Genomic DNA, 19,166 nt, shown 5'->3' on the forward strand with positions numbered 1-19,166 from the left:
GTCATCATGAACCCACCTTTTATCAGCCGCGCGCTCTGCGTCGCGGCGACGCTCTCCTGCGGCCTGGCGACTGCCCAGACCGCCTCGCCAGCATCTGCCCCCAGCCTGAAAGAAGTCACCGTCACCGGTAACCCGCTGGGCGCTACTGATTTGATAGCGCCTGCCGCACAGTACTCGGGCGCCGGACTGCTATTGCGATCCAAAACCACACTCGGCGAAACGCTGGACGGCGTGCCCGGTGTGAGCAGCACCTACTTCGGCCCGAACGCCAGCCGCCCCATCATCCGCGGCCTGGACGGCGACCGCATCCGCATCCTGGGCAACGGCGGCGCGACGCTGGACGCCTCCAGCCTGAGCTATGACCACGCGGTGACGTCCGACCCGATCAGCATCGAACGCGTGGAGGTGCTGCGCGGCCCCGGCGCATTGCTGTATGGCGGCAGTGCGGTGGGCGGCGTGGTCAACGTGATCGACAACCGCATTCCGCGCGAGCCGCTGTTTGACGAGAAAGGCGGTGTCGGCGGCAAGGTCGACCTGGGCCTGGCCACCGGCAACCGCGAGAAAAGCAGCGGCGTGTTGCTCGAAGGCGGCAACAATCGCTACGCCCTGCATGTTGACGTGTTCAGCCGCGAAACCGGCGACGTGAAGGTGCCCACCGACCTGGCTTGCAGCAAGGGCGGCGTGAACACCATCACCCACCGCATCTGCAATTCGGACAGCAAAGTGCGCGGTGGTGCGGCGGGCGGCTCGGTGTTTTTTGACCACGGCTACCTGGGCGCGTCCGTCAGCACCTACCGCAGCAACTACGGCACGGTGGCCGAGGACGACGTGACGATCGACATGAAGTCCAACCGTGCGGCGCTGGAAGGCGAGGTGCGTAACCTGGGCGGTTTCATCCAGAGCGTAAAGGGCCAGCTGAGCCACACCGACTACGAACACACCGAATTTGAAGGGCCCAACCCCGGCACGGTGTTCAAGAACAAGGGCAGTGATTTCCGGCTGGAGGCCCGCCATGCGCGCATCGGCAACCTGGACGGCGTGATCGGCTTTCAGGCCGAGAACAACAAGTTTTCGGCCGACGGCGCCGAGGCTTTCGCGCCTTACAGCAAGACCTCGCAGAACGCCATGTTCGCTTACGAGGAATACACCACCGGCTGGGGCAAGCTGAGCTTTGGCGGGCGTCTGGAGTCGGTCAAGGTGGAGTCGCTGGGCAACCCGCTGGTGGCGCGCTTTGCACCATTGACGCGCGACTTCACGCCGCATAGCTATGCGCTGGGTGCCTTGTGGAACGCGGCGCCGGGCTGGCAGCTCACCAGCAACCTGGCCTATACCGAACGCGCGCCCAAAGACTACGAGCTCTTCGCCCAGGGCCCGCACGTAGCGACCAAAGCCTGGGAAAGCGGCGACGCCACATTGGGCAAGGAGAAGTCGACCAGCCTGGATGTTGGCGCGGCCTGGAAGTCCGGCGCCAACAGCTTTGCGGCCAATGCCTATGTGCACCGTTTCAAAAGCTACATCGGGTTGCTGGCCACGGGCAACAACTATGGGCAGGAAGACGGCGCGCTGAACCCGGCCGACCTGGACGGTGACGGCGTGGACGACAACGACCCGGACAACAAGCTGCTGCCGGAGTTTGCTTACACCGGCGTGCGCGCCCGCTTTGTGGGCCTGGAGGCCAGCGGCAACATCCGCCTGATCGAAGGAGCCTCCAGTCTGGACCTGGCCTTGCGCGGCGATGTGGTGCGTGCCACCAACCTCAGCAACGGCCTGCCGTTGCCGCGCATTGCGCCGGCACGCATGGGGGCAAGCCTGGTGTGGGCCCACGGGCCGTGGGGCAGCAGCATCGGCTTTGACCATTCGATGGCGCAAAACCGTGTGGCCGCCGGCCAGCGTGCCACGTCGGCCTACACGCTGTGGAACCTGGCGGCCACCTATCGCATGAAGGCAGGCGTGAGCAACATCCTCTGGTATGCGAAGGTGGACAACCTGACCAACCAGCTGGCCTACAGCGCGGCCTCGGTACTGACGACCACGGCGTTTCCCAAGGCGCCGCTGCCGGGGCGCAGCCTGAAGGTGGGCATGCAGCTCGCTTTTTAAGCGGGGCCACTACGTAAAACACGCAGACTCGCTGACCGCCCGCGCGCTAAGATTGTGCGGATGAACCAGCTTGTCTTCGTGTCCCTGCTTCCCGTCGTGTTGTTGATTGCTACAGGTTTCATAGCTGGTCGCGCACAGTGGATAAGGCCCGAAGCGATAAAAGACCTTTCAAACCTGATCTTCCTGCTGCTTACGCCGGCTTTGTTGTTTCGCACCATGAGCCGGGTGCATGTGGAGGAACTGGACTTCAAGCCGGTGCTGGCTTACTTTCTGGCGGTCGTGGTGCTATTTGGCGGCACCTTGCTGCTGCAGGGCTTTAACCGCCGCGCAGCGGTGCTGGCGCTGGCCAATACTTTTTCGAACACCGTGATGATCGGCATTGCGCTGATCGGGCTGATGTATGGACCGCAAGGTCTGATTACGCTGTTCACGTTGGTCTCGGTGCATTCGCTGGTGCTGCTGACCAGCGCCACGGTGGTGCTGGAGCTGGCGGTGGCGCATGAACAGAAGCTGGGCACGTCTGATGAAGTCACCACTGCGCCGCGCCACCCGGTGGCCACGGTGTTGATGGCCGTGAAAAACGCGTTGCTGCACCCGGTGCCGTTGCCCATCATTGCCGGCCTGCTGTTTGCGCAAACCGGCCTTGCGATTCCCGTGGTGATCGACAAGCCGCTGGAACTGCTGGCCAATGCCTTCGGTCCGCTGGCGCTGGTGCTGGTGGGCGTGACACTGGCCAATACGCGTGTGGGTGAGCACTGGCGGCCGGCGCTGGCACTGGCGGGCGTGAAAAACCTGCTGCACCCCTTGCTGGTGTTTGGCCTGTGCCGCCTGCTGGGTGTGGGCGGCGTGCCGATGGCCGTCATGGTGGTGGCTTCGGCCCTCCCCATTGGCGCCAATGTGTTTTTGTTTTCCCAGCGCTACAAGGTGGCGGAAGACCTGATTACTGCCAGTGTCGTGGTGTCTACCGCGCTGGCCCTGGTGACGCTGACCATTGTGCTGCTGCTGGTCGGGCGGTTTGTCTAAATCTCATTCACGGAGCCATTGATGCAGTTCCTCCAGTCCCTGCCGGTATCGGCGCAAACCATCGGCCTGCTCCTGCTTTCCAACGTGTTCATGACCTTTGCCTGGTACGGACACCTGAAAAACCTGGCCACCTCGCCCTGGTATATCGCAGCGCTGATCAGCTGGGGCATCGCACTGTTTGAATACCTGCTCCAGGTGCCCGGCAACCGCATCGGCTTTACCCAGTTCAGCGTCGGGCAGCTCAAGATCATGCAGGAGGTCATCACGCTGAGCGTGTTCGTGCCTTTTGCAGTGTTCTATTTGAACGAGCCGTTGAAGCTTGACTACCTGTGGGCGGCGCTGTGCATGGTAGGCGCCGTCTACTTCATCTTCCGCAGCGCTTGAATCTTCGGTATTGGTATTCGGCTGTTTGGTATTCCTGTCCCACCCCTTCTGGATGCGCCGAGGAGCGCAGGGCCAGACGGATCAGGGATCGCGATTGTCTGAGCGAAGTGCAACGTAGCGAGTTCGAGCGAGACCCCGTCTGGACCGAGCACCGCAGGTTGCCCGAAGCGAAGCGCAGGGACGCAGACAGCAGGGTCGCCTTTTCTTTTGCTTACTTTTCTTTTGGCGAAGCAAAAGAAAAGTGAGTAGCCGCCGGGCAACCCCCGGCCAGCCGCCTAAGCAGAAAATCCAGTGCCCAAACACCCAAATCGCTCCGAAATCCGAGGCGGTTAAACTTCCGGCAGTCACAAAAACGTCATACTTTTGACATATTTCCTGAGGAACTGACATGCTGTTTGGCAAATTGCTGCCGCGCGAAGGCAATTTTTTCGAGATGTTCAACCAGCATGCCGAACGCATCGTCGAGGCCGCCCATGCGTTTTCGAACCTGGTTGCGAACTACGCGGACGTGCAAAAGCGCGAAGCTTTCAACCGCGAAGTCGACCACGCCGAGCGTGCCGCCGACCGCATCACGCATGAAGTCAACCGGGCGCTGCACAAGACTTTCATCACGCCCATCGACCGCGAGCAGATCCACAAGCTGATCAACACCATGGACGACGTGGCCGACCTGATCCAGGATTCGGCCGAAACCATGGCGCTTTACGACGTGCGCCACATGACCGACGACATCGTGCGGCTGACCGACCTGAGCGTCAAATGCTGCGAACGCCTGCAGGACGCCGTGGCGCTGATCGAAAAAGTCAGCGATGCCGCGACGGCTGAAGCCGCCCTGAAAACCTGCGAGGAAATCGACAAGCTCGAGTCCGACGCCGACCGCGTCATGCGCTCGGCCATGAGCCGGCTGTTCCGCGAAGAGCCCGATGTACGGGAAGTGATCAAGCTCAAGGCGGTGTACGAACTACTGGAAACCATCACCGACAAGTGTGAGGATGTGGCCAACCTGATCGAGGGCATCGTCCTCGAGAACTCCTGAAGATGGCAGCCCCCACGCTCCTCGCTTCGCGTAGTTCGCTGCCCCCCGAGGGGGCTGGCCTTGCTTGGGGCGGCCCTGCGCTGCGTCCCGGCGCGTTCGTTTCCCTAGCTACCTCATTGGGATAAATATGCAAACCGTACAGGCCGCCCTGTGGGTGGTGTTCCTGCTGGTCTTCCTGGCCATTGCGTTCGACTTCATGAACGGCTTTCATGACGCGGCCAACTCGATCGCCACGGTGGTGTCGACGGGCGTGCTCAAGCCGGGGCAGGCGGTGCTGTTCGCCGCTTTCTTCAACTTCCTGGCGTATTTCATCTTCCACCTGAGCGTGGCGGCGACCATCGGCAAGGGCATCGTGATGCCGGGCGTGGTGGACACGCATGTGGTGTTTGGCGCGCTGATGGGCGCCATCACCTGGAACATCCTCACCTGGTTCTACGGCATTCCCAGCAGCTCTTCGCATGCGCTGATAGGCGGCATCGTGGGGGCCGTCATCGCCAAGGCCGGCGCCAGCGCGCTGATCGCCTCGGGCGTGTTCAAGGTGGTGGCCTTCATTTTCGTGTCGCCGTTGCTCGGCTTTTTGCTGGGCTCGCTGATGATGGTGGCGGTGGCCTGGGTGTGTCGCAGGACGACCCCGTCGAAGGCCGACCGATGGTTTCGCCGGCTTCAGCTGGTCTCCGCCGGCGCTTACAGCCTGGGGCACGGCGGCAACGACGCGCAAAAGACCGCCGGCATCATCTGGCTGCTGTTGATCGCCGCGACGACCAGCAACGTGCAGGGTTTGCCGGTCTGGATGATGGCGACCACGGAACACCTGCCGATCTGGGTGGTCATCGTCTGCTACATCGCCATCGGCTTTGGCACCATGTTCGGCGGCTGGCGTATCGTGAAAACCATGGGCCAGAAGATCACCAAGCTCAAGCCCGTGGGCGGCTTCTGCGCCGAGACTGGCGGCGCACTGACGCTGTTCCTGGCGACCGGGCTGGGTATTCCTGTTTCCACCACGCACACCATCACCGGCGCCATCGTGGGCGTAGGCTCCACGCAGCGCGCTTCAGCCGTGCGCTGGGGCGTGGCCGGCAATATCGTCTGGGCCTGGATTTTCACGATCCCGGCTTCAGCATTCGTGGCAGCAATCGCGTACTGGGTCAGTCTTCAGGTTTTCTGATCGCGCCACGCACTGAGCATGCGTCGTGGCCTCTCTTTAATCAAGCCGGGGCCGCGGAACTGGCTTTGCCAGGCCGCAGGCGCAGCGGCCCCCTCGGGGGGCAGAGAGCTACACGAAGTGAGCGACCGTGGGGGCCATATTCACTGCGATATCTTCTTGGCCTCTTCGACTTGGTATTCAAAGTAGCGCTGGAAGCTGAACACGATGCTGGACATCAGTGAGATGGTGCCGAACAGCAGGGCAAACACCACCGCGCCTATGGTCAGCCAGTTGGTGTTGCCCGCCTGGGTATCGGGCGTAGCCGTGTTGTGCAGCGCGTTCCATTTGTCGGTCGACATCAGGCCGTAGTAAATCGCGGTGAGCGCCGTACCGGCCAGCGTAAAGCCCAGCAGCGGAATCAGCACCCAGGCGAGGTGATCGTCCTGCCCATAAAGCCGCACACGTTCCACGCCCCACCAGCCCAGCGCGGCGGCGATGGGGTGCAGCCAGGCCCAGATGTCGCCCAGGCCGAACAGGTAGAGGCGGTGCACGCCGAGCTGGCCGGCTGCGAAGGCGAGCCAGGCGGCGAGGGTTTTGTTTTTGGGCGCTTTAGGGGCTGTGGAGGCGGTTGCTTGCATGCGGCGATTATGCGGCGGGTGCATCCACCGGCGGCTGCGTGTCACCTGCGCCCAGGGTCTTTTCCATGATCACGATGTCGCGCCAGGCGCCGAACTTCCAGCCGCAGGAGGCAATGGTGCCGACCTCTTTGAAGCCAAGCGAGCGGTGTACGCCCACCGAGCCGGCGTTGGCCGAATCACCGATCACGGCCATGGCCTTGCGTACGCCCACCGCTTCAAGCCGTGCCAGCAACTCGGCCAGCAACGCACGGCCCAGGCCCTTGCGGTGCAGGTCAGGCGCGAGGTAGATCGAGTCTTCCACTGAAAATCGGTAGGCCGGGCGGGGCTTGAACCAGTTGCCGTAGGCAAAGCCGGCGATTTTTCCATCCTCTTCGGCGACCAGGTAAGGCAGGCCCTTGGACAGCACGTCGGCCCGGCGGGCGGTCATGTCGGCCACGCTGGGAGGCTCGGTTTCGAAGGTGCCTGTGCTGTGCAATACGTGGTGGCTGTATATGGCCGTGATGGCGGAAATGTCTTCTTCGCGGCTGGGGCGGATGAGGGGCATGTCGGTGGTGGTTTCGGAGACAGGAGAATGGGTGTGCGGGGGGCTTCAGGAGCGGGGTAGGGGTGAATTTGGGCAAAAACCGTTCGGCAGGCTATAATCTCAGGCTTTGCAGCAATTCGCTGGCCGGGTGGCCATGTCGTGTGTCTCAAGCGCTGCAGAACATTGGGGTATCTACCTTACCGGTAAGCCCCACCACCCGAAGGATAAATCATGGTCGTCATTCGACTTGCACGCGGCGGTTCCAAGCACCGTCCTTTTTTCAATATTGTTGTGGCTGACAAACGCGTTCGCCGCGACGGCCGTTTCATCGAGCGCATCGGGTTTTACAACCCGATTGCCAAAGGTGGCGAAGAAGGCCTGCGCATTGCGCAAGACCGCCTGACCCACTGGATCGGTGTGGGCGCCCAGCCGTCTCCTACCGTTCTGCGCCTGGTCAAGCAAGGTGCTACGGCTGCTGTCAAAACGGCCTGAAGAACTCGGTCTGATTTAGACTGATTTAGAGATTGATGCAGCCCGGCCTTCAGTCGTCGGCAGGCTTGACACCCTCAAGCCTTCCGCACGACGCCATCGAAGTCGGGCGCATCCTGGATGCATGGGGCGTCAAGGGCTGGGTGAAAATCCTGCCGCACAGCACCGATCCAGAAGCGCTTTTCGCGGCCAAATCCTGGTTTTTGCAGGCGCCTGACGCCAAATTCCGCCCGGGGTTTACCGTGTTCTCCGGCACAGTCACGCTCAGCGTCGACGAAGCCAAAGTCCACTCCGATTCCGTCGTCGCCAAGTTCATGGGCCTTGATGACCGCAATGCGGCCGAGGCCTTGCGTGGCGCGCGTATCTTCCTGCCACGCAGCAGCTTTCCCGCCGCCTCCAAGGATGAGTACTACTGGGTCGACCTGATCGGCCTGAACGTGGTCAACCGCGAAGGCGTGCCATTGGGCCTGGTGCGTGACCTGATGGCCACCGGCCCGCACTCTGTCCTGTGTGTGGAGTACACCGTCCAGCAGGAAGACGGCACGAGCGTGACCGCCGAACGCATGATTCCGTTTGTTTCCGTGTATGTCGACGCGGTGGATATCGCCGGCAAATGCATCACGGTTGACTGGCAGCCGGACTACTGATTTTTGTAGCCCAAAGGGGCTGTTGCCCCGAAGCGCCGGGCTCGCACACAATAGCCCCATGCGCTTCGACATCATCACACTTTTTCCCGAGCTTTTTGCGCCCTTCCTGGTCAGCGGCGTGACCCGCCGCGCCTACGAATCTGGCCTCGTCGAGGTGAAGCTCTGGAACCTGCGGGACTTTGCCGACGGCAACTACCGCCGCGTGGACGACCGGCCTTTCGGCGGCGGCCCCGGCATGGTGATGATGGCTGAGCCGCTGGCGCTGTGCCTTGAAAAAATACAGGCTGACCGTGCTGCGAGCGGTGCGCCCAAGGTTCCCACAGTGCTTTTTTCTCCCGTGGGCAAGGCTTTGGACCATGCCGGCGTTGAAGGCTGGTCGGCCGGCGCCGGTGCGGTGTTGATCTGCGGCCGCTACGAAGGGCTGGACCAGCGCTTCATCCAGGCCCATGTTGACTTGCAGATCAGCCTGGGCGATTTTGTGCTGTCGGGCGGGGAAATTGCCGCCATGGCCTTGCTCGATGCGGTGTCCCGGCTGCAGCCCGGGGTGCTTAATGACGAGGGCAGCCATCAGCTGGACAGCTTTAATCCTGCACTCGACGGCTTGCTGGATTGCCCCCATTACACGCGGCCCGAAAGTTGGCGCGGCCAGCCTGTTCCGACCACCCTGATGTCTGGAAACCACGCCCACATTGAGCGGTGGCGGCGCGAACAGCGCCTGGCGCTGACGCAGCGCCAGCGCCCAGAATTGGTGCAAATGGCACGGCAGAGTGGGAATTTGAGCGAAAGTGACGAGGCTTTTCTGGCCGATTTGGTCGAAAACCCGGACAAAGACGCTTGAAAAAGCACTGACTTGCTATAATCAAAGGCTTTTCGATCCTCTGGCGGCCACTGCAACCATCTGAATCATCTTCGGGTGAATCCATGGATTTGCGGTCTTTAGCGTAGCGCGTGTATGAGCGAAGAAGTTAGATGGAAAAATCATGAATCTGATCCAGACCCTTGAGCAGGAAGAAATCGCCCGCTTGAACAAGACCATTCCCGTTTACGCTCCCGGCGACACCGTGATCGTCAGCGTCAATGTGGTGGAAGGTACGCGTAAACGTGTGCAGGCTTTTGAAGGTGTGGTGATTGCCAAGCGCAATCGCGGCCTCAATTCCAGCTTTATCGTTCGCAAGATCTCCAACGGCGAAGGCGTGGAACGTACGTTCCAGGTTTACAGCCCGCTGATCGCGAAGATTGAAGTCAAGCGCCGTGGTGATGTGCGCCGTGCCAAGCTGTACTACCTGCGTAGCCGCAGCGGCAAATCCGCACGTATCAAGGAAAAGCTGGGCGCCAAGGCTGCCTAAAAGCACCTCCGCCCTGAAAAGCCGCTCTGTCGAGCGGCTTTTTTTTGCCTGCTAACCTCTCACCCCATGAACAACACCCGGCCCCTGCCGAAGTTTGACCCGCGCAGCATCCCGGTGCTGGGCATTGATGACCATCTGGCGGGGGTCCCTTCGGCGCACCTTTCACCGGAGGCCCTGCGCCAGCGTTTTCGGCATCCGCCTGTGTGGACTCCCGAACACAGCGTCGAAAAGAAATTTACCGATCGCACGCCCGCACTGGCTGCGGTGCTGATTCCGCTGGTCATGCGGGACGAGCTGACGCTGCTGCTGACGGAGCGGACCACCAACCTGTCCACGCACTCGGGCCAGGTCGCCTTGCCGGGCGGCCGCACGGACGAGACCGACCGCGATGCAGTGGACACCGCGCTGCGGGAAGCGCACGAGGAGGTGGGCTTGCCGCGCGACCATGTGGAGGTGCTGGGCACCTTGCCGACCTACGTCACCGGCACCGCTTTCATCATCACGCCGGTCGTGGCGCTGGTGAGGCCCGGCTTCGTGCTGCAGCCCAACCCCGGTGAAGTCGCAGATGTCTTCGAGGTGCCGTTGGGCTACCTGATGAACCCGGCCAACCATCGCCGCCACGAGATGGAATTCGACGGCGCCCTACGCCAATGGCTTTCCATGCCGTACTCAGACCCCTCCATGGAAGGTGATGGCAACGAGGCCAGGGAGCGCTATATCTGGGGCGCGACGGCTGGCATGCTGCGTAATCTCTATCGTTTTCTAGTTGCGTAACACCCCCGTCCGGGCTCACTTCGTGTAGCCTGTTCCCCCAAAAATTGGTACACCCCTGTCCAAGCTCACTACGTGTAGCTTGTTCCCCCCTCGAGGGGGCGGCGCCTGCGGTCTGGCAAAGCCAGTCCCGCGGCCCCACTGGTGAAATACCTCCACCACTGGTCGCACCCATCGAATTCTTCAAACCAGCATGAGCCGTGGAACCGGCTTTGCCGGGCCACAGGCGGGCGGCCCCCTCGGGGGGCAGGGAGCTACACGAAGTGAGCGACCGTGGGGGCCACGTTATGATTCCTCATGAGCTTTTTTGCCGTTTTGTTTGCACTCATCATCGAACAGGCCCGTCCGCTGGCCCGCGGCAACTGGATTCATGCGGGATTTCGGGGCTGGGCCCGCTGGACCAACCGCAGCCTGGATGCCGGCAAACCGCACCATGGCTGGATCGCATGGACGGTCGCCGTGCTGGTGCCGGCGCTGGTCACCTTCCTGATTCACTGGCTGCTGTGGACCATCAATCCCGTGCTGGCTTTTGCGTGGAACGTGGCAATCCTCTATGTCACGCTGGGCTTCCGGCAGTTCAGCCACTACTTCACGGACATACGCGATGCGCTGGATGACGGCGACGAAACGACAGCGCGCGAATTGCTGGCGCAGTGGCGCCAGGTCGATGCGAGCGAGCTTCCACGCAGCGAAATCGTCCGCCACGTGATTGAATATTCGGTGCTGGCCGCGCACCGCCATGTGTTCGGCGTGCTGGGCTGGTTTTCGGTGCTCGCTGCGCTGGGGCTGGGGCCCGCAGGCGCCGTGCTCTACCGCATGAGCGAGTTCGTTTCACGCTACTGGGCCTATAAAAGAAGGACCGCCGCCGCGGCAGGCGAGGGCGCCAGCACGGCGTTGCAGCTCGCCGCAAGCCGAGCCTGGGGCGTGATTGATTTTGTGCCCGCCCGTGTCACCTCGCTGGGCTTCGCGGTGGTCGGCAGTTTTGAAGACGCCATTGATGCCTGGCGCAACTACACGCATCGGTTTCCGGTTGGCACACCTTCGGCCTCTGAAAACCGCAACGACGGGATCATCCTGGCTGCTACGTCCGGTGCCGTGAACGTGCGCCTGGGCGGCGAAGCGCTCAAGACCACGTTTTCGGCGGACACCTCGCAAAGTTTCCAGGCGGGTGGCCTGGACGCGGAAGACGGCATCGCCACAGAAGCCACGCCTGGCCGGGAGCCCGAAGTGGCGCACCTGCGAAGCATCGTGGGGCTGGTGTGGCGTTCCGTGGTGCTGTGGATGGTCTTGCTGGCGCTGCTGACCCTGGCACGCCTGCTCGGATGAGCGGCAGCCCGCCTTCCGCCTTGCCTTCCGGGCAATCCTTCTGGAGCCCTGCGGTGCGCGGGCTTGTTCCGTATGTGCCGGGGGAGCAGCCCGGCGTTGCGGACCTGGTCAAGCTCAACACCAACGAGAACCCATACCCGCCATCGCCCCGTGTCGTTGCCGCCATCACGGCCGCGGCGCAAAACGGCTTGCAGCTTTATCCCGATCCGCAGGCCAACGCGCTCAGGCGGGCGATTGCCGGCAACCACGGCATAGATCCTGATCAGATCTTTGCCGGCAATGGTTCGGATGAAGTGCTCGCGCACGCTTTCTGCGCATTTTTCCGCCACGGCCAGCCGCTGCTGATGCCGGATGTCAGCTACAGCTTTTACAAGGTGTACTGCGGGCTCTATGGCATTGAGGTTGGGCTCGTGCCGCTGGATGCGTCCCTGCGCATCAATGTGGCGGATTACACCGCGCCATGCGCAGGCGTGGTGATTGCCAACCCGAACGCACCCACCGGCACCGGCCTGCCGCTGGCGCACATCGAGCAGCTGTTGCTGCGGCACCCCGAGCGGGTGGTATTGGTGGACGAGGCCTATGTCGATTTCGGCGGTGAGACCGCCATCAGTCTGATTGCGCGCTATCCCAATTTGTTGGTGGTGCACACGCTGTCCAAGTCGCGCTCGCTGGCCGGATTGCGTGTTGGTTTTGCGGCCGGCCAGCGCCACCTGATCGAAGCCCTTGAGCGGGTGAAAGACAGCTTCAATTCCTATCCGCTGGATCGTCTGGCCATCACCGGCGCCGTGGCCGCTTACGAGGACCGTGCTTATTTTGAAGCGACCTGCACGGCCGTGATCCAGAGCCGCGATCTGTTAAGCCGGCAGCTGCAAGGACTGGGCTTTGAGGTCCTGCCTTCGCAAGCCAACTTCGTGCTGGCTCGCCATCCTGACCACGACGCAGCGGCCCTCGCGATCGGCTTGCGCGAAAAAAACATCCTGGTGCGCCATTTCAGGCAGCCGCGCATCGACCAGCATTTGCGCATCAGCGTGGGCACGCCGGCGCAATGTGAGGCGCTGGTGCAGGCCTGCCGCGAGCTGCTCAAGGCCTGACGTTGTTGCCCGGCCGGGCGCTGCCCGTCAATTCCCGTCAATAGCGGGGTTGCGACAGCTCGGCAAAAAGTTCGCTATACAAACGATAGCGACTCGCGCTGATTCCATCTGGGCTGGGCCCCGATTTGACCACTGAAATAACGCCACAACCCGGCTCATGCAGGTGGGTGCAGTTGTAGAACTTGCAGTCCTGGGCGTGTGCCTTGAGGTCGGGCATGTAGTTGGCCAGCTGCATTGGGTCAATGTGGTGCAGCCCGAACTCCTGAAAGCCCGGCGAGTCGATCAGCGCGGTACTCCTCTGGCCGCCCGTGCCGGTATTTACCCAGTACAGGGTGGTACTGGTGGTGGTGTGTTTGCCTGAATTGAGGGCCTGCGATATTTCCGCCGTCAGCACCCGTGCATCGGGCACCAGCAGGTTGGTCAGGCTGCTTTTACCGGCGCCTGAAGGTCCCAGTACCAGCGTTTTTTTGTCCCGCAGCAAGTCTGTCAGTTCCTGCAGTTCCGGGTGCGGGGCATCGGCCGGCCCGCTTGTCGCTGTTTTGGGTTTGATGGCCAGCGAGAGCATTCTGTAGCCCATGGCCCGGTAGGGCGCCAGCTTGGCCCAGGCGCGCCCGAAAGGCTCGGTGAGGTCGCTTTTGTTCAAGGCGATGATGGGGGTGATGCCCTCGGCCTCAGCGGCAATCAACGCGCGGGTCAGCTGGCTTTCCGAAAACTCGGGCTCGGCTGCGATGAGGATCAGCACCTGGTCGAGGTTGGCGGCGAAGGATTTGGTGCGCATCTCGTCCTGCCGGTAAAACAGGTTGCGGCGCTCTTCAATTTTCTCGATGGTGCCTTCGTCTTCGGAAGGCAGCCAGCGAATGCGGTCACCCACCACGGCCTGGCTTTTCTTGCCGCGCGGGTGGCAGATCACACGCTCGCCGGTATCGGTCTCCACCAGCACGTGCCGGCCAAAGCCCGCCACCACCAGCCCGGGCCGCGTGCCCGCGACGGGAGCGGCGGCTGGGCGTGCCGGTTTGCTCAAGCCAGCAAGGCGTCAACCTTCGACGCGCAGAAAAAATCACTGACAGAGACACCCTCGACATCGTGCGTGTTGAAGCGCACGGTGCATTTGCCGTAGCTCACGGCCAGGTCGGGGTGATGGTCTTCGGCATTGGCAATGAAAGCCAGCGCGTTCACGAAGGCGATGGTCTCGTAGTAGTTCTTGAAGGCGTAGGTTTTTTCCAGTGAGCCGTCGATCAGGCGCCAGCCCAGGGCCTGCTCGCCATTGAGCTTGCTCAGCTGGGTGACGATTTCCGTGGCGCTCAGGGCACGGCGGTTTTGGTGGATCGGGTTGCTCATGTCGCGGTGCTTTCAACAGAAGGAATCATGCGGCCCAGCCGTTCGGAGGCGGGCGGATGCGAATAGTAAAACTTCACAAATACCGGGTCGGGCGTGAGGGTGCTGGCATTGTCCTGGTAGAGCTTGAGCAAAGCGCTTTGCAAATCCTTGCCGTCGGTTTGCGCCACGGCATAGGCATCGGCCTCGAACTCATGCTTGCGCGAGAACTGGGCGAACACCGGGGAGACAAAGAAGCTGAAGAGCGGCACTACCAGCAAAAAGAGCAGCAGTGCCAGCGCGTCGTTGGCGCCGGTGAGGTTGGGCCGCACGCCCAGGCCCGTGTAGAACCACACCTGCGACGACAACCAGCCCAGCAAGGCAAACCCGGCCAGGCTCATGGCAAACATCGAAACGATGCGTTTGATGATGTGCTTGTGCTTGAAATGGCCCAGCTCGTGCGCGAGCACGGCGTCAACTTCACCGGGGTTGAGCTGCTTGAGCAGGGTGTCGTAAAACACCACGCGCTTGGCCGCGCCGAAGCCGGTGAAATAGGCATTGGCGTGGGCCGAGCGTTTGCTGCCGTCCATCACGAAGAGGCCTTTCGCCGCAAAGCCGCAGCGCTGCATCAGGGCCGTCACGCGCGCCTTCAGCGTTTCGTCTTCGAGCGGTTTGAACTTGTTGAACATCGGCGCGACGACGGTGGGGTAGAGCACCAGCACCAGCAGGTTAAAGCCCATCCAGGCGCCCCAGGCCCACAGCCACCACAGGCTTCCCGCGCTGCCCATCAGCCACAGGATGAGCGCCACGATGGGCAGGCCGATGACGATGCCGACCAGCGTCGATTTCACCAGGTCGGCCAGCCAGAGCTTCAAGGTCATCTTGTTGAAGCCGAAACGCTCTTCAATGCGGAAGGTGCTGTAAAGGGTGAAGGGCAGGTCGAGCAAACCGCTGATGAGGCCAAAAGCGGCCAGCAGGATCAGCTGCGGCACCAGCGCGCCCCAGGCGGTCAGGCCGGAACCGGCGATGGCCTGGTTCAGCGCGTCGATGCCGCCCAGCAGCGTCCAGCCCAGCAGCACGGCGGCGGCGAAGGCCATCTCCAGCATGCCGAAGCGCGCCTTGGCAATGGTGTAGTCGGCTGCCTTCTGGTGCGCCTGCAGCGAAATCGTGGCCGCAAAAGCGGCGGGCACTGCATCGCGGTTTCGGGCCACATGGCGGATCTGCCGCGAAGCCAGGTAGAACTTCGTGAGCAGCCCCAGCACCAGAAAGGCAGAAAACACCCCGGTGAAAACAAGCGAATAGTCGGTCATGGCTGGCAGTTTAGGCGATCAGCGAGAATCGCAAGATGCCTGAAACTGAACCCCTACTCAAAAAATCAGACCAGAACCTCGTCTGGCTGGACTGCGAAATGACCGGCCTCGACCCGGAAAAAGAGCGCCTGATCGAAATCGCCGTCATCGTCACGGGTCCGCAACTCACGCCGCGCATCGAAGGCCCGGTTCTGGCGATCCACCAGACCGACGAGTTGCTGGACCAGATGGACAACTGGAACAAGGGCACCCACGGGCGCAGCGGCCTGATCGACAAGGTCAAGGCCAGCACTGTGGACGAGGCAGATGCCGAAGCGCAGATTCTGGCTTTTTTGGCCCGATACGTTCCCAAGGGTGTTTCGCCGCTGTGCGGCAACACCATCAGCCAGGACAGGCGCTTCCTGGTCAAGTACATGCCCAAACTCGAAGCCTTCCTGCACTACCGCAACGTTGACGTCAGCACCTTCAAGGAACTGGCCAAGCGCTGGAGTCCCGAGGTTTACAGCGCCTTCAAAAAGCGCCAGAGCCATACCGCCCTGGCCGATGTGCATGAGTCGATTGACGAGCTTGAGCACTACCGGCAACACTTTCTGAAGTGAACGTGGCTTAAGCCTTTTTTGGGATTTGGCGAGGCAGGACGGGCGCAAGAAGCTATTGAAATGATAGCAAATCAGCGTGCATGCGGCTGCGGCAGGAAGCCGCAATGGACTCGTTTGGTCAGGGGGACTGGTAGAAACCCGCAAAGCACGCTATAATCGTGGGCTTGCAGTGCACTGGGTGCCCTGCATTTGTACATCTACCTCACACTTTTGACTCCAATAACGGAGTCACCGCTTCGGGCACATTTCTGCTGCCTGGACCGCATATTCGTTTGATGGTTGATGTTTTATTAACCATGAACGAATCCTCCGCATCGCGGGGGTGAAGTTTCCTGTTCCCTCGCCAAAAGCGTTGCGCACAGGTGATTAGTGAGAAAAACATGACTGACTCTTTTGAGGCTCGTGGCGACGTTTTGCCCGACACAAATATTGATACCGCCGCTGAAGCCGTGATCCACGTGATTCCGGATTTTTCTTCGGACGAGCCCTCGATGGCTCCCACCTCCCTGGAAGCCGTAGTAGCCGAACCCAATGGTTTCGTGAAGCTGGGCCTGGCCAAGGAACTCCTGCAAGCTGTCGCCGACATGGGTTTTACCCAGCCGACGTCCGTGCAGATGGCCACCATTCCCAAGGCCATGCAGGCCCTGGACCACGACGCCAAAAGCGACCCCAAAGCCAAATTCACCGACCTGCTGGTTTCCAGCCAGACCGGTAGCGGCAAGACCGCAGCCTTCCTGCTGCCCGTGTTGCACACCCTGCTGAAACAGCAGGAAGAAGCCGAGCGTTTTGAGCGCTCCGAATTTGAACGCCTGAGCGCCGAAGCCGTCGCCCGTGGCGAAGCACCCCTGAAAAAACCCAAGCGCAAAGACCCGACCAGCCCGCGCAACTTCAAGGCTGCCACGCCCGGCGCACTGATCCTGTGCCCTACGCGTGAATTGGCCCAGCAAGTCTGCGCTGACGCAATCGACCTGGTTCGCCATTGCCGCGGCCTGCGCATTGCCAACGTGGTGGGCGGTATTCCTTACCAGTTGCAAATTGCCAAGTTGCAAAATGCCGACCTCGTGGTGGCCACCCCCGGCCGCCTGCTCGACCTGCAGCGCAGCATGCAGATCAAGCTGGACCAGGTGCAGTTCCTGGTCGTTGACGAAGCCGACCGCATGCTGGACCTCGGCTTTGCCGATGACCTGACCGAAGTCAACCAGCTCACGATCGAGCGCAAGCAAACCATGATGTTCAGCGCCACGTTTGCGCCGCGCATCATGCAACTGGCCACGCGCGTCATGCGCCAGCCGCAGCGTGTTGAGATCGACTCGCCGCATGAAAAACATGCGTCGATCACCCAGTCGCTGCTGTGGGCCGACAACATGACCCACAAGCGCAAGCTGCTGGATCATTCGCTGCGCGACACCACCATGAACCAGTCGATCGTGTTTGCCTGCACCCAGGTTGAATGCGACGGCCTGGCCAACGACCTGGTACAGGAAGGTTTCAGCGCTGTGGCGCTGCACGGCGCGCTGGGCCAGGGCCTGCGCAACCGCCGCCTGATGGCTTTCCGCGATGGCCGCGTCCAGATCCTGGTCGCGACCGACGTGGCTGCTCGCGGCCTGGACGTTCCGTCGATCACCCACGTGATCAACTACGGCCTGCCGATGAAAGCCGAAGACTATGTGCACCGCATTGGCCGCACCGGCCGTGCCGGCCGCGAAGGCCAGGCGATCACGATTGCCGAATTCCGCGATCGCCGCAAGATCCAGGACATCGAGCACTACATGCAGCAGAACCTCAAGCCCAGTGTGATCGCCGGTCTGGAGCCGCAGCAGCGCTTTGCCCCGACCTCCGACCGCCCCCGCGGCAACTTCGGTGGTGATCGCGGCGACCGCGGTGGCCGCAGCTTCGGCGGCGGCGGTGGTGATCGTGGCGGCTATGCTGGCCGCAAGCCCGCAGGTGGCTTTGGTGGTGGCGCTGGCGGTGGCGGCTTCGGCGCTCCTCGCCACAACGACCGTGACGACCGCGCTCCCTTCCAGGGCCGCGCTCCTGGACCACAGGGTGGCTATGGCGACCGTTCCGGTTTCAATGACCGCGGCCCGCGCCGCCAGGATGACCGCGGCTTCGGCGGCGGCAACAACACCGGTTTCGCCCCGCGTGAAGACCGCAACTTCGCTCCGCGCAACGAAGGCTTTGCTTCCCGCAACGAAGGCTTTGCACCGCGCCCTGACTTTGCCAACCGCAAGCCCGGCGGCTTTGCCAAGCCAGCTGGCAAGGTATTTGTGCCCCGTGATGCGGCCAAGAAGTCCGGCAAGTTTTCCAAGCCAGCGCGTGACTGAACGTTAAAAGACGGTCCCTGGTGACCGCCTCAGAAAAATGCCGCTTCGGAGCAATCTGCAGCGGCATTTTTCATGGGAGTGGCCGATCCGCACCATACGAATTGCTATTAATTTAATAGCTGCTTTCGCTTGCTGGTATTGGCTTTCTGGCGATTTTTATGAGAAATGACAGGTGCCTTTGTATGCCTGCATGGGCAGCACAACTCAGCTCATGCCATTGCGGCTGGCCAGCTCGACAAAAAGCGCCGACTGATCGAGATCGGTCAGGCCGTTTTCAACGCCTTCGGCATAGAGTCGCTCAAAGAGTGCCGTGACCGGCGCTTCAAAGCCGATCTCCTGTGCGGTGGCCAGCGCATTGCGCATGTCCTTGAGCTGGATATCCATGCGGGCGCGCGGCGCGAAGTCGCGCTCGAGCATGCGCTGGCCGTGCAACTGCAGCACGCGGCTGTCGGCAAAACCGCCGGTAATCGCTTCCTTGACTTTCGCCATGTCGGCCCCGCCGCGCGCGGTGAACAGCAGCGCCTCGGCCACCGCGCCTATGGTGATGCCCACAATCATCTGGTTGGCCAGCTTGGTGAGCTGGCCGCTGCCGTGCGGGCCCACGTGAACGGCGTGGCCGAGGTGCGCCAGCACGGGCAGGGCGCGGGCGAAGTCTTCTGCCTTGCCTCCGGCCATGATGGCCAGCGTGCCGCTTTGTGCGCCGCCGGGGCCGCCCGACACCGGTGCGTCCACATGGGCGATGCCCAGTGCACCCAGGCGCGCCGCATGGTCGCGTGCTTCGCGCGGCTGGATGGAGGCCATGTCCAGAAAGAGCGCACCCGGTTTCATCGCGGCGGCCACGCCCTGCGTGAACAGCACGTCTTCCACGACCGGGCCGCTTTCAAGCATGCTGATGACGATGTCGGCTGCGGCCACCGCGGCACTGGTTTGTGTATGTGGCGTGGCGCCTAGCGCCGCCAGCGAGTCGGCCTTGCCCGGCGTGCGGTTCCATGCCTGCAGTGTGTAGCCCGCTTCGCACAGGCGCCTGGCCATGGGCAGGCCCATGATGCCCATGCCCAAAAACGCGATACGGGGCAGGGGCGTGTCACTTGTGATGGTCAATTC

Annotated in this window: 20 protein-coding genes; 14 read left to right on the forward strand and 6 right to left on the reverse strand. The window is 62.1% G+C overall.

What is annotated here, in order from left to right:
* The first annotated feature begins 6 nt into the window (after positions 1-6).
* From ACXJKE_RS07480 to ACXJKE_RS07500, 5 genes are all read left to right on the forward strand, one after another.
* Positions 7-2,097: a TonB-dependent receptor gene (locus tag ACXJKE_RS07480; protein ID WP_457279958.1), complete on the forward strand. Its 2,091-nt coding sequence runs from the start codon at positions 7-9 to the stop codon at positions 2,095-2,097.
* A 60-nt stretch (positions 2,098-2,157) separates the two neighbouring features.
* Positions 2,158-3,120: an AEC family transporter gene (locus ACXJKE_RS07485; RefSeq protein WP_457279959.1), complete on the forward strand. Its 963-nt coding sequence runs from the start codon at positions 2,158-2,160 to the stop codon at positions 3,118-3,120.
* A gap of 21 nt (positions 3,121-3,141) precedes the next feature.
* The gene (locus ACXJKE_RS07490; protein WP_457279960.1) at positions 3,142-3,504 is read left to right on the forward strand and encodes a DMT family protein; all 363 of its coding nucleotides are present in this window, start codon (positions 3,142-3,144) and stop codon (positions 3,502-3,504) included.
* A gap of 388 nt (positions 3,505-3,892) precedes the next feature.
* Complete coding sequence (locus ACXJKE_RS07495) at positions 3,893-4,540, forward strand: DUF47 domain-containing protein (protein WP_457279961.1); 648 nt, start codon at positions 3,893-3,895, stop codon at positions 4,538-4,540.
* A 127-nt stretch (positions 4,541-4,667) separates the two neighbouring features.
* Positions 4,668-5,705: an anion permease gene (locus ACXJKE_RS07500; protein ID WP_457279962.1), complete on the forward strand. Its 1,038-nt coding sequence runs from the start codon at positions 4,668-4,670 to the stop codon at positions 5,703-5,705.
* 140 nt (positions 5,706-5,845) lie between these two features.
* Here the strand turns inward: ACXJKE_RS07500 and ACXJKE_RS07505 are convergent, their stop codons facing one another.
* Entirely contained in the window at positions 5,846-6,322 is a 477-nt protein-coding gene (locus ACXJKE_RS07505; protein WP_457279963.1) for a hypothetical protein, read from the reverse strand.
* Between the two features lie 7 nt (positions 6,323-6,329).
* Positions 6,330-6,866 carry an N-acetyltransferase family protein gene (locus tag ACXJKE_RS07510; RefSeq protein WP_457279964.1) on the reverse strand — a complete coding sequence of 179 codons (537 nt, stop codon included), beginning with the start codon at positions 6,864-6,866 and terminating at the stop codon, positions 6,330-6,332.
* 210 nt (positions 6,867-7,076) lie between these two features.
* Between ACXJKE_RS07510 and rpsP the strand changes: the two genes are divergently transcribed.
* The 7 genes from rpsP (at position 7,077) to hisC (ending at position 12,515) form a co-directional block, all read left to right on the forward strand.
* Positions 7,077-7,337 (forward strand): 30S ribosomal protein S16, encoded by a 261-nt coding sequence (rpsP, locus tag ACXJKE_RS07515; RefSeq protein ID WP_457279965.1) that lies wholly within the window; start codon positions 7,077-7,079, stop codon positions 7,335-7,337.
* 35 nt (positions 7,338-7,372) lie between these two features.
* On the forward strand, positions 7,373-7,981 hold the full coding sequence (rimM, locus tag ACXJKE_RS07520) for a ribosome maturation factor RimM (RefSeq protein WP_457279966.1): 609 nt from the start codon (positions 7,373-7,375) through the stop codon (positions 7,979-7,981).
* Between the two features lie 58 nt (positions 7,982-8,039).
* A complete protein-coding gene (gene trmD / locus ACXJKE_RS07525) occupies positions 8,040-8,819 on the forward strand; it encodes a tRNA (guanosine(37)-N1)-methyltransferase TrmD (RefSeq protein ID WP_457279967.1) in 780 nt (259 codons plus the stop codon).
* Positions 8,820-8,961: 142 nt separating this feature from the next.
* Positions 8,962-9,327, forward strand: coding sequence for a 50S ribosomal protein L19 (gene rplS / locus ACXJKE_RS07530; RefSeq protein ID WP_077595343.1), 366 nt, complete (start codon positions 8,962-8,964; stop codon positions 9,325-9,327).
* A gap of 66 nt (positions 9,328-9,393) precedes the next feature.
* The gene (locus tag ACXJKE_RS07535) at positions 9,394-10,101 is read left to right on the forward strand and encodes a CoA pyrophosphatase (RefSeq protein WP_457279968.1); all 708 of its coding nucleotides are present in this window, start codon (positions 9,394-9,396) and stop codon (positions 10,099-10,101) included.
* Between the two features lie 294 nt (positions 10,102-10,395).
* Positions 10,396-11,424: a CobD/CbiB family protein gene (locus tag ACXJKE_RS07540; protein WP_457279969.1), complete on the forward strand. Its 1,029-nt coding sequence runs from the start codon at positions 10,396-10,398 to the stop codon at positions 11,422-11,424.
* On the forward strand, positions 11,421-12,515 hold the full coding sequence (gene hisC, locus ACXJKE_RS07545) for a histidinol-phosphate transaminase (RefSeq protein ID WP_457279970.1): 1,095 nt from the start codon (positions 11,421-11,423) through the stop codon (positions 12,513-12,515). Before ACXJKE_RS07540 ends, hisC begins: the two co-directional genes overlap by 4 nt.
* A 37-nt stretch (positions 12,516-12,552) precedes the next feature.
* On the opposite strand, the gene rsgA is transcribed toward hisC, so the two are convergent.
* From rsgA to ACXJKE_RS07560, 3 genes are read right to left on the reverse strand one after another with little or no spacing between them, the layout of a single operon-like run.
* On the reverse strand, positions 12,553-13,536 hold the full coding sequence (rsgA, locus tag ACXJKE_RS07550; RefSeq protein WP_457279971.1) for a ribosome small subunit-dependent GTPase A: 984 nt from the start codon (positions 13,534-13,536) through the stop codon (positions 12,553-12,555).
* Positions 13,533-13,853, reverse strand: a complete 321-nt coding sequence (locus ACXJKE_RS07555) for a 4a-hydroxytetrahydrobiopterin dehydratase (RefSeq protein WP_457279972.1) — start codon at positions 13,851-13,853, stop codon at positions 13,533-13,535. Before ACXJKE_RS07555 ends, rsgA begins: the two co-directional genes overlap by 4 nt.
* A complete protein-coding gene (locus ACXJKE_RS07560) occupies positions 13,850-15,139 on the reverse strand; it encodes a M48 family metallopeptidase (protein WP_457279973.1) in 1,290 nt (429 codons plus the stop codon). Before ACXJKE_RS07560 ends, ACXJKE_RS07555 begins: the two co-directional genes overlap by 4 nt.
* A 35-nt stretch (positions 15,140-15,174) precedes the next feature.
* Here ACXJKE_RS07560 and orn point away from each other — a divergent pair, with 35 nt between their 5' ends.
* Entirely contained in the window at positions 15,175-15,738 is a 564-nt protein-coding gene (gene orn / locus ACXJKE_RS07565) for an oligoribonuclease (protein WP_457279974.1), read from the forward strand.
* Between the two features lie 380 nt (positions 15,739-16,118).
* On the forward strand, positions 16,119-18,062 hold the full coding sequence (locus ACXJKE_RS07570; RefSeq protein ID WP_457279975.1) for a DEAD/DEAH box helicase: 1,944 nt from the start codon (positions 16,119-16,121) through the stop codon (positions 18,060-18,062).
* Between the two features lie 204 nt (positions 18,063-18,266).
* On the opposite strand, the gene ACXJKE_RS07575 is transcribed toward ACXJKE_RS07570, so the two are convergent.
* The gene (locus tag ACXJKE_RS07575) at positions 18,267-19,163 is read right to left on the reverse strand and encodes an NAD(P)-dependent oxidoreductase (RefSeq protein WP_457279976.1); all 897 of its coding nucleotides are present in this window, start codon (positions 19,161-19,163) and stop codon (positions 18,267-18,269) included.
* Positions 19,164-19,166 lie beyond the last annotated feature (3 nt).

Source organism: Polaromonas sp. P5_D5, from assembly GCF_054049435.1.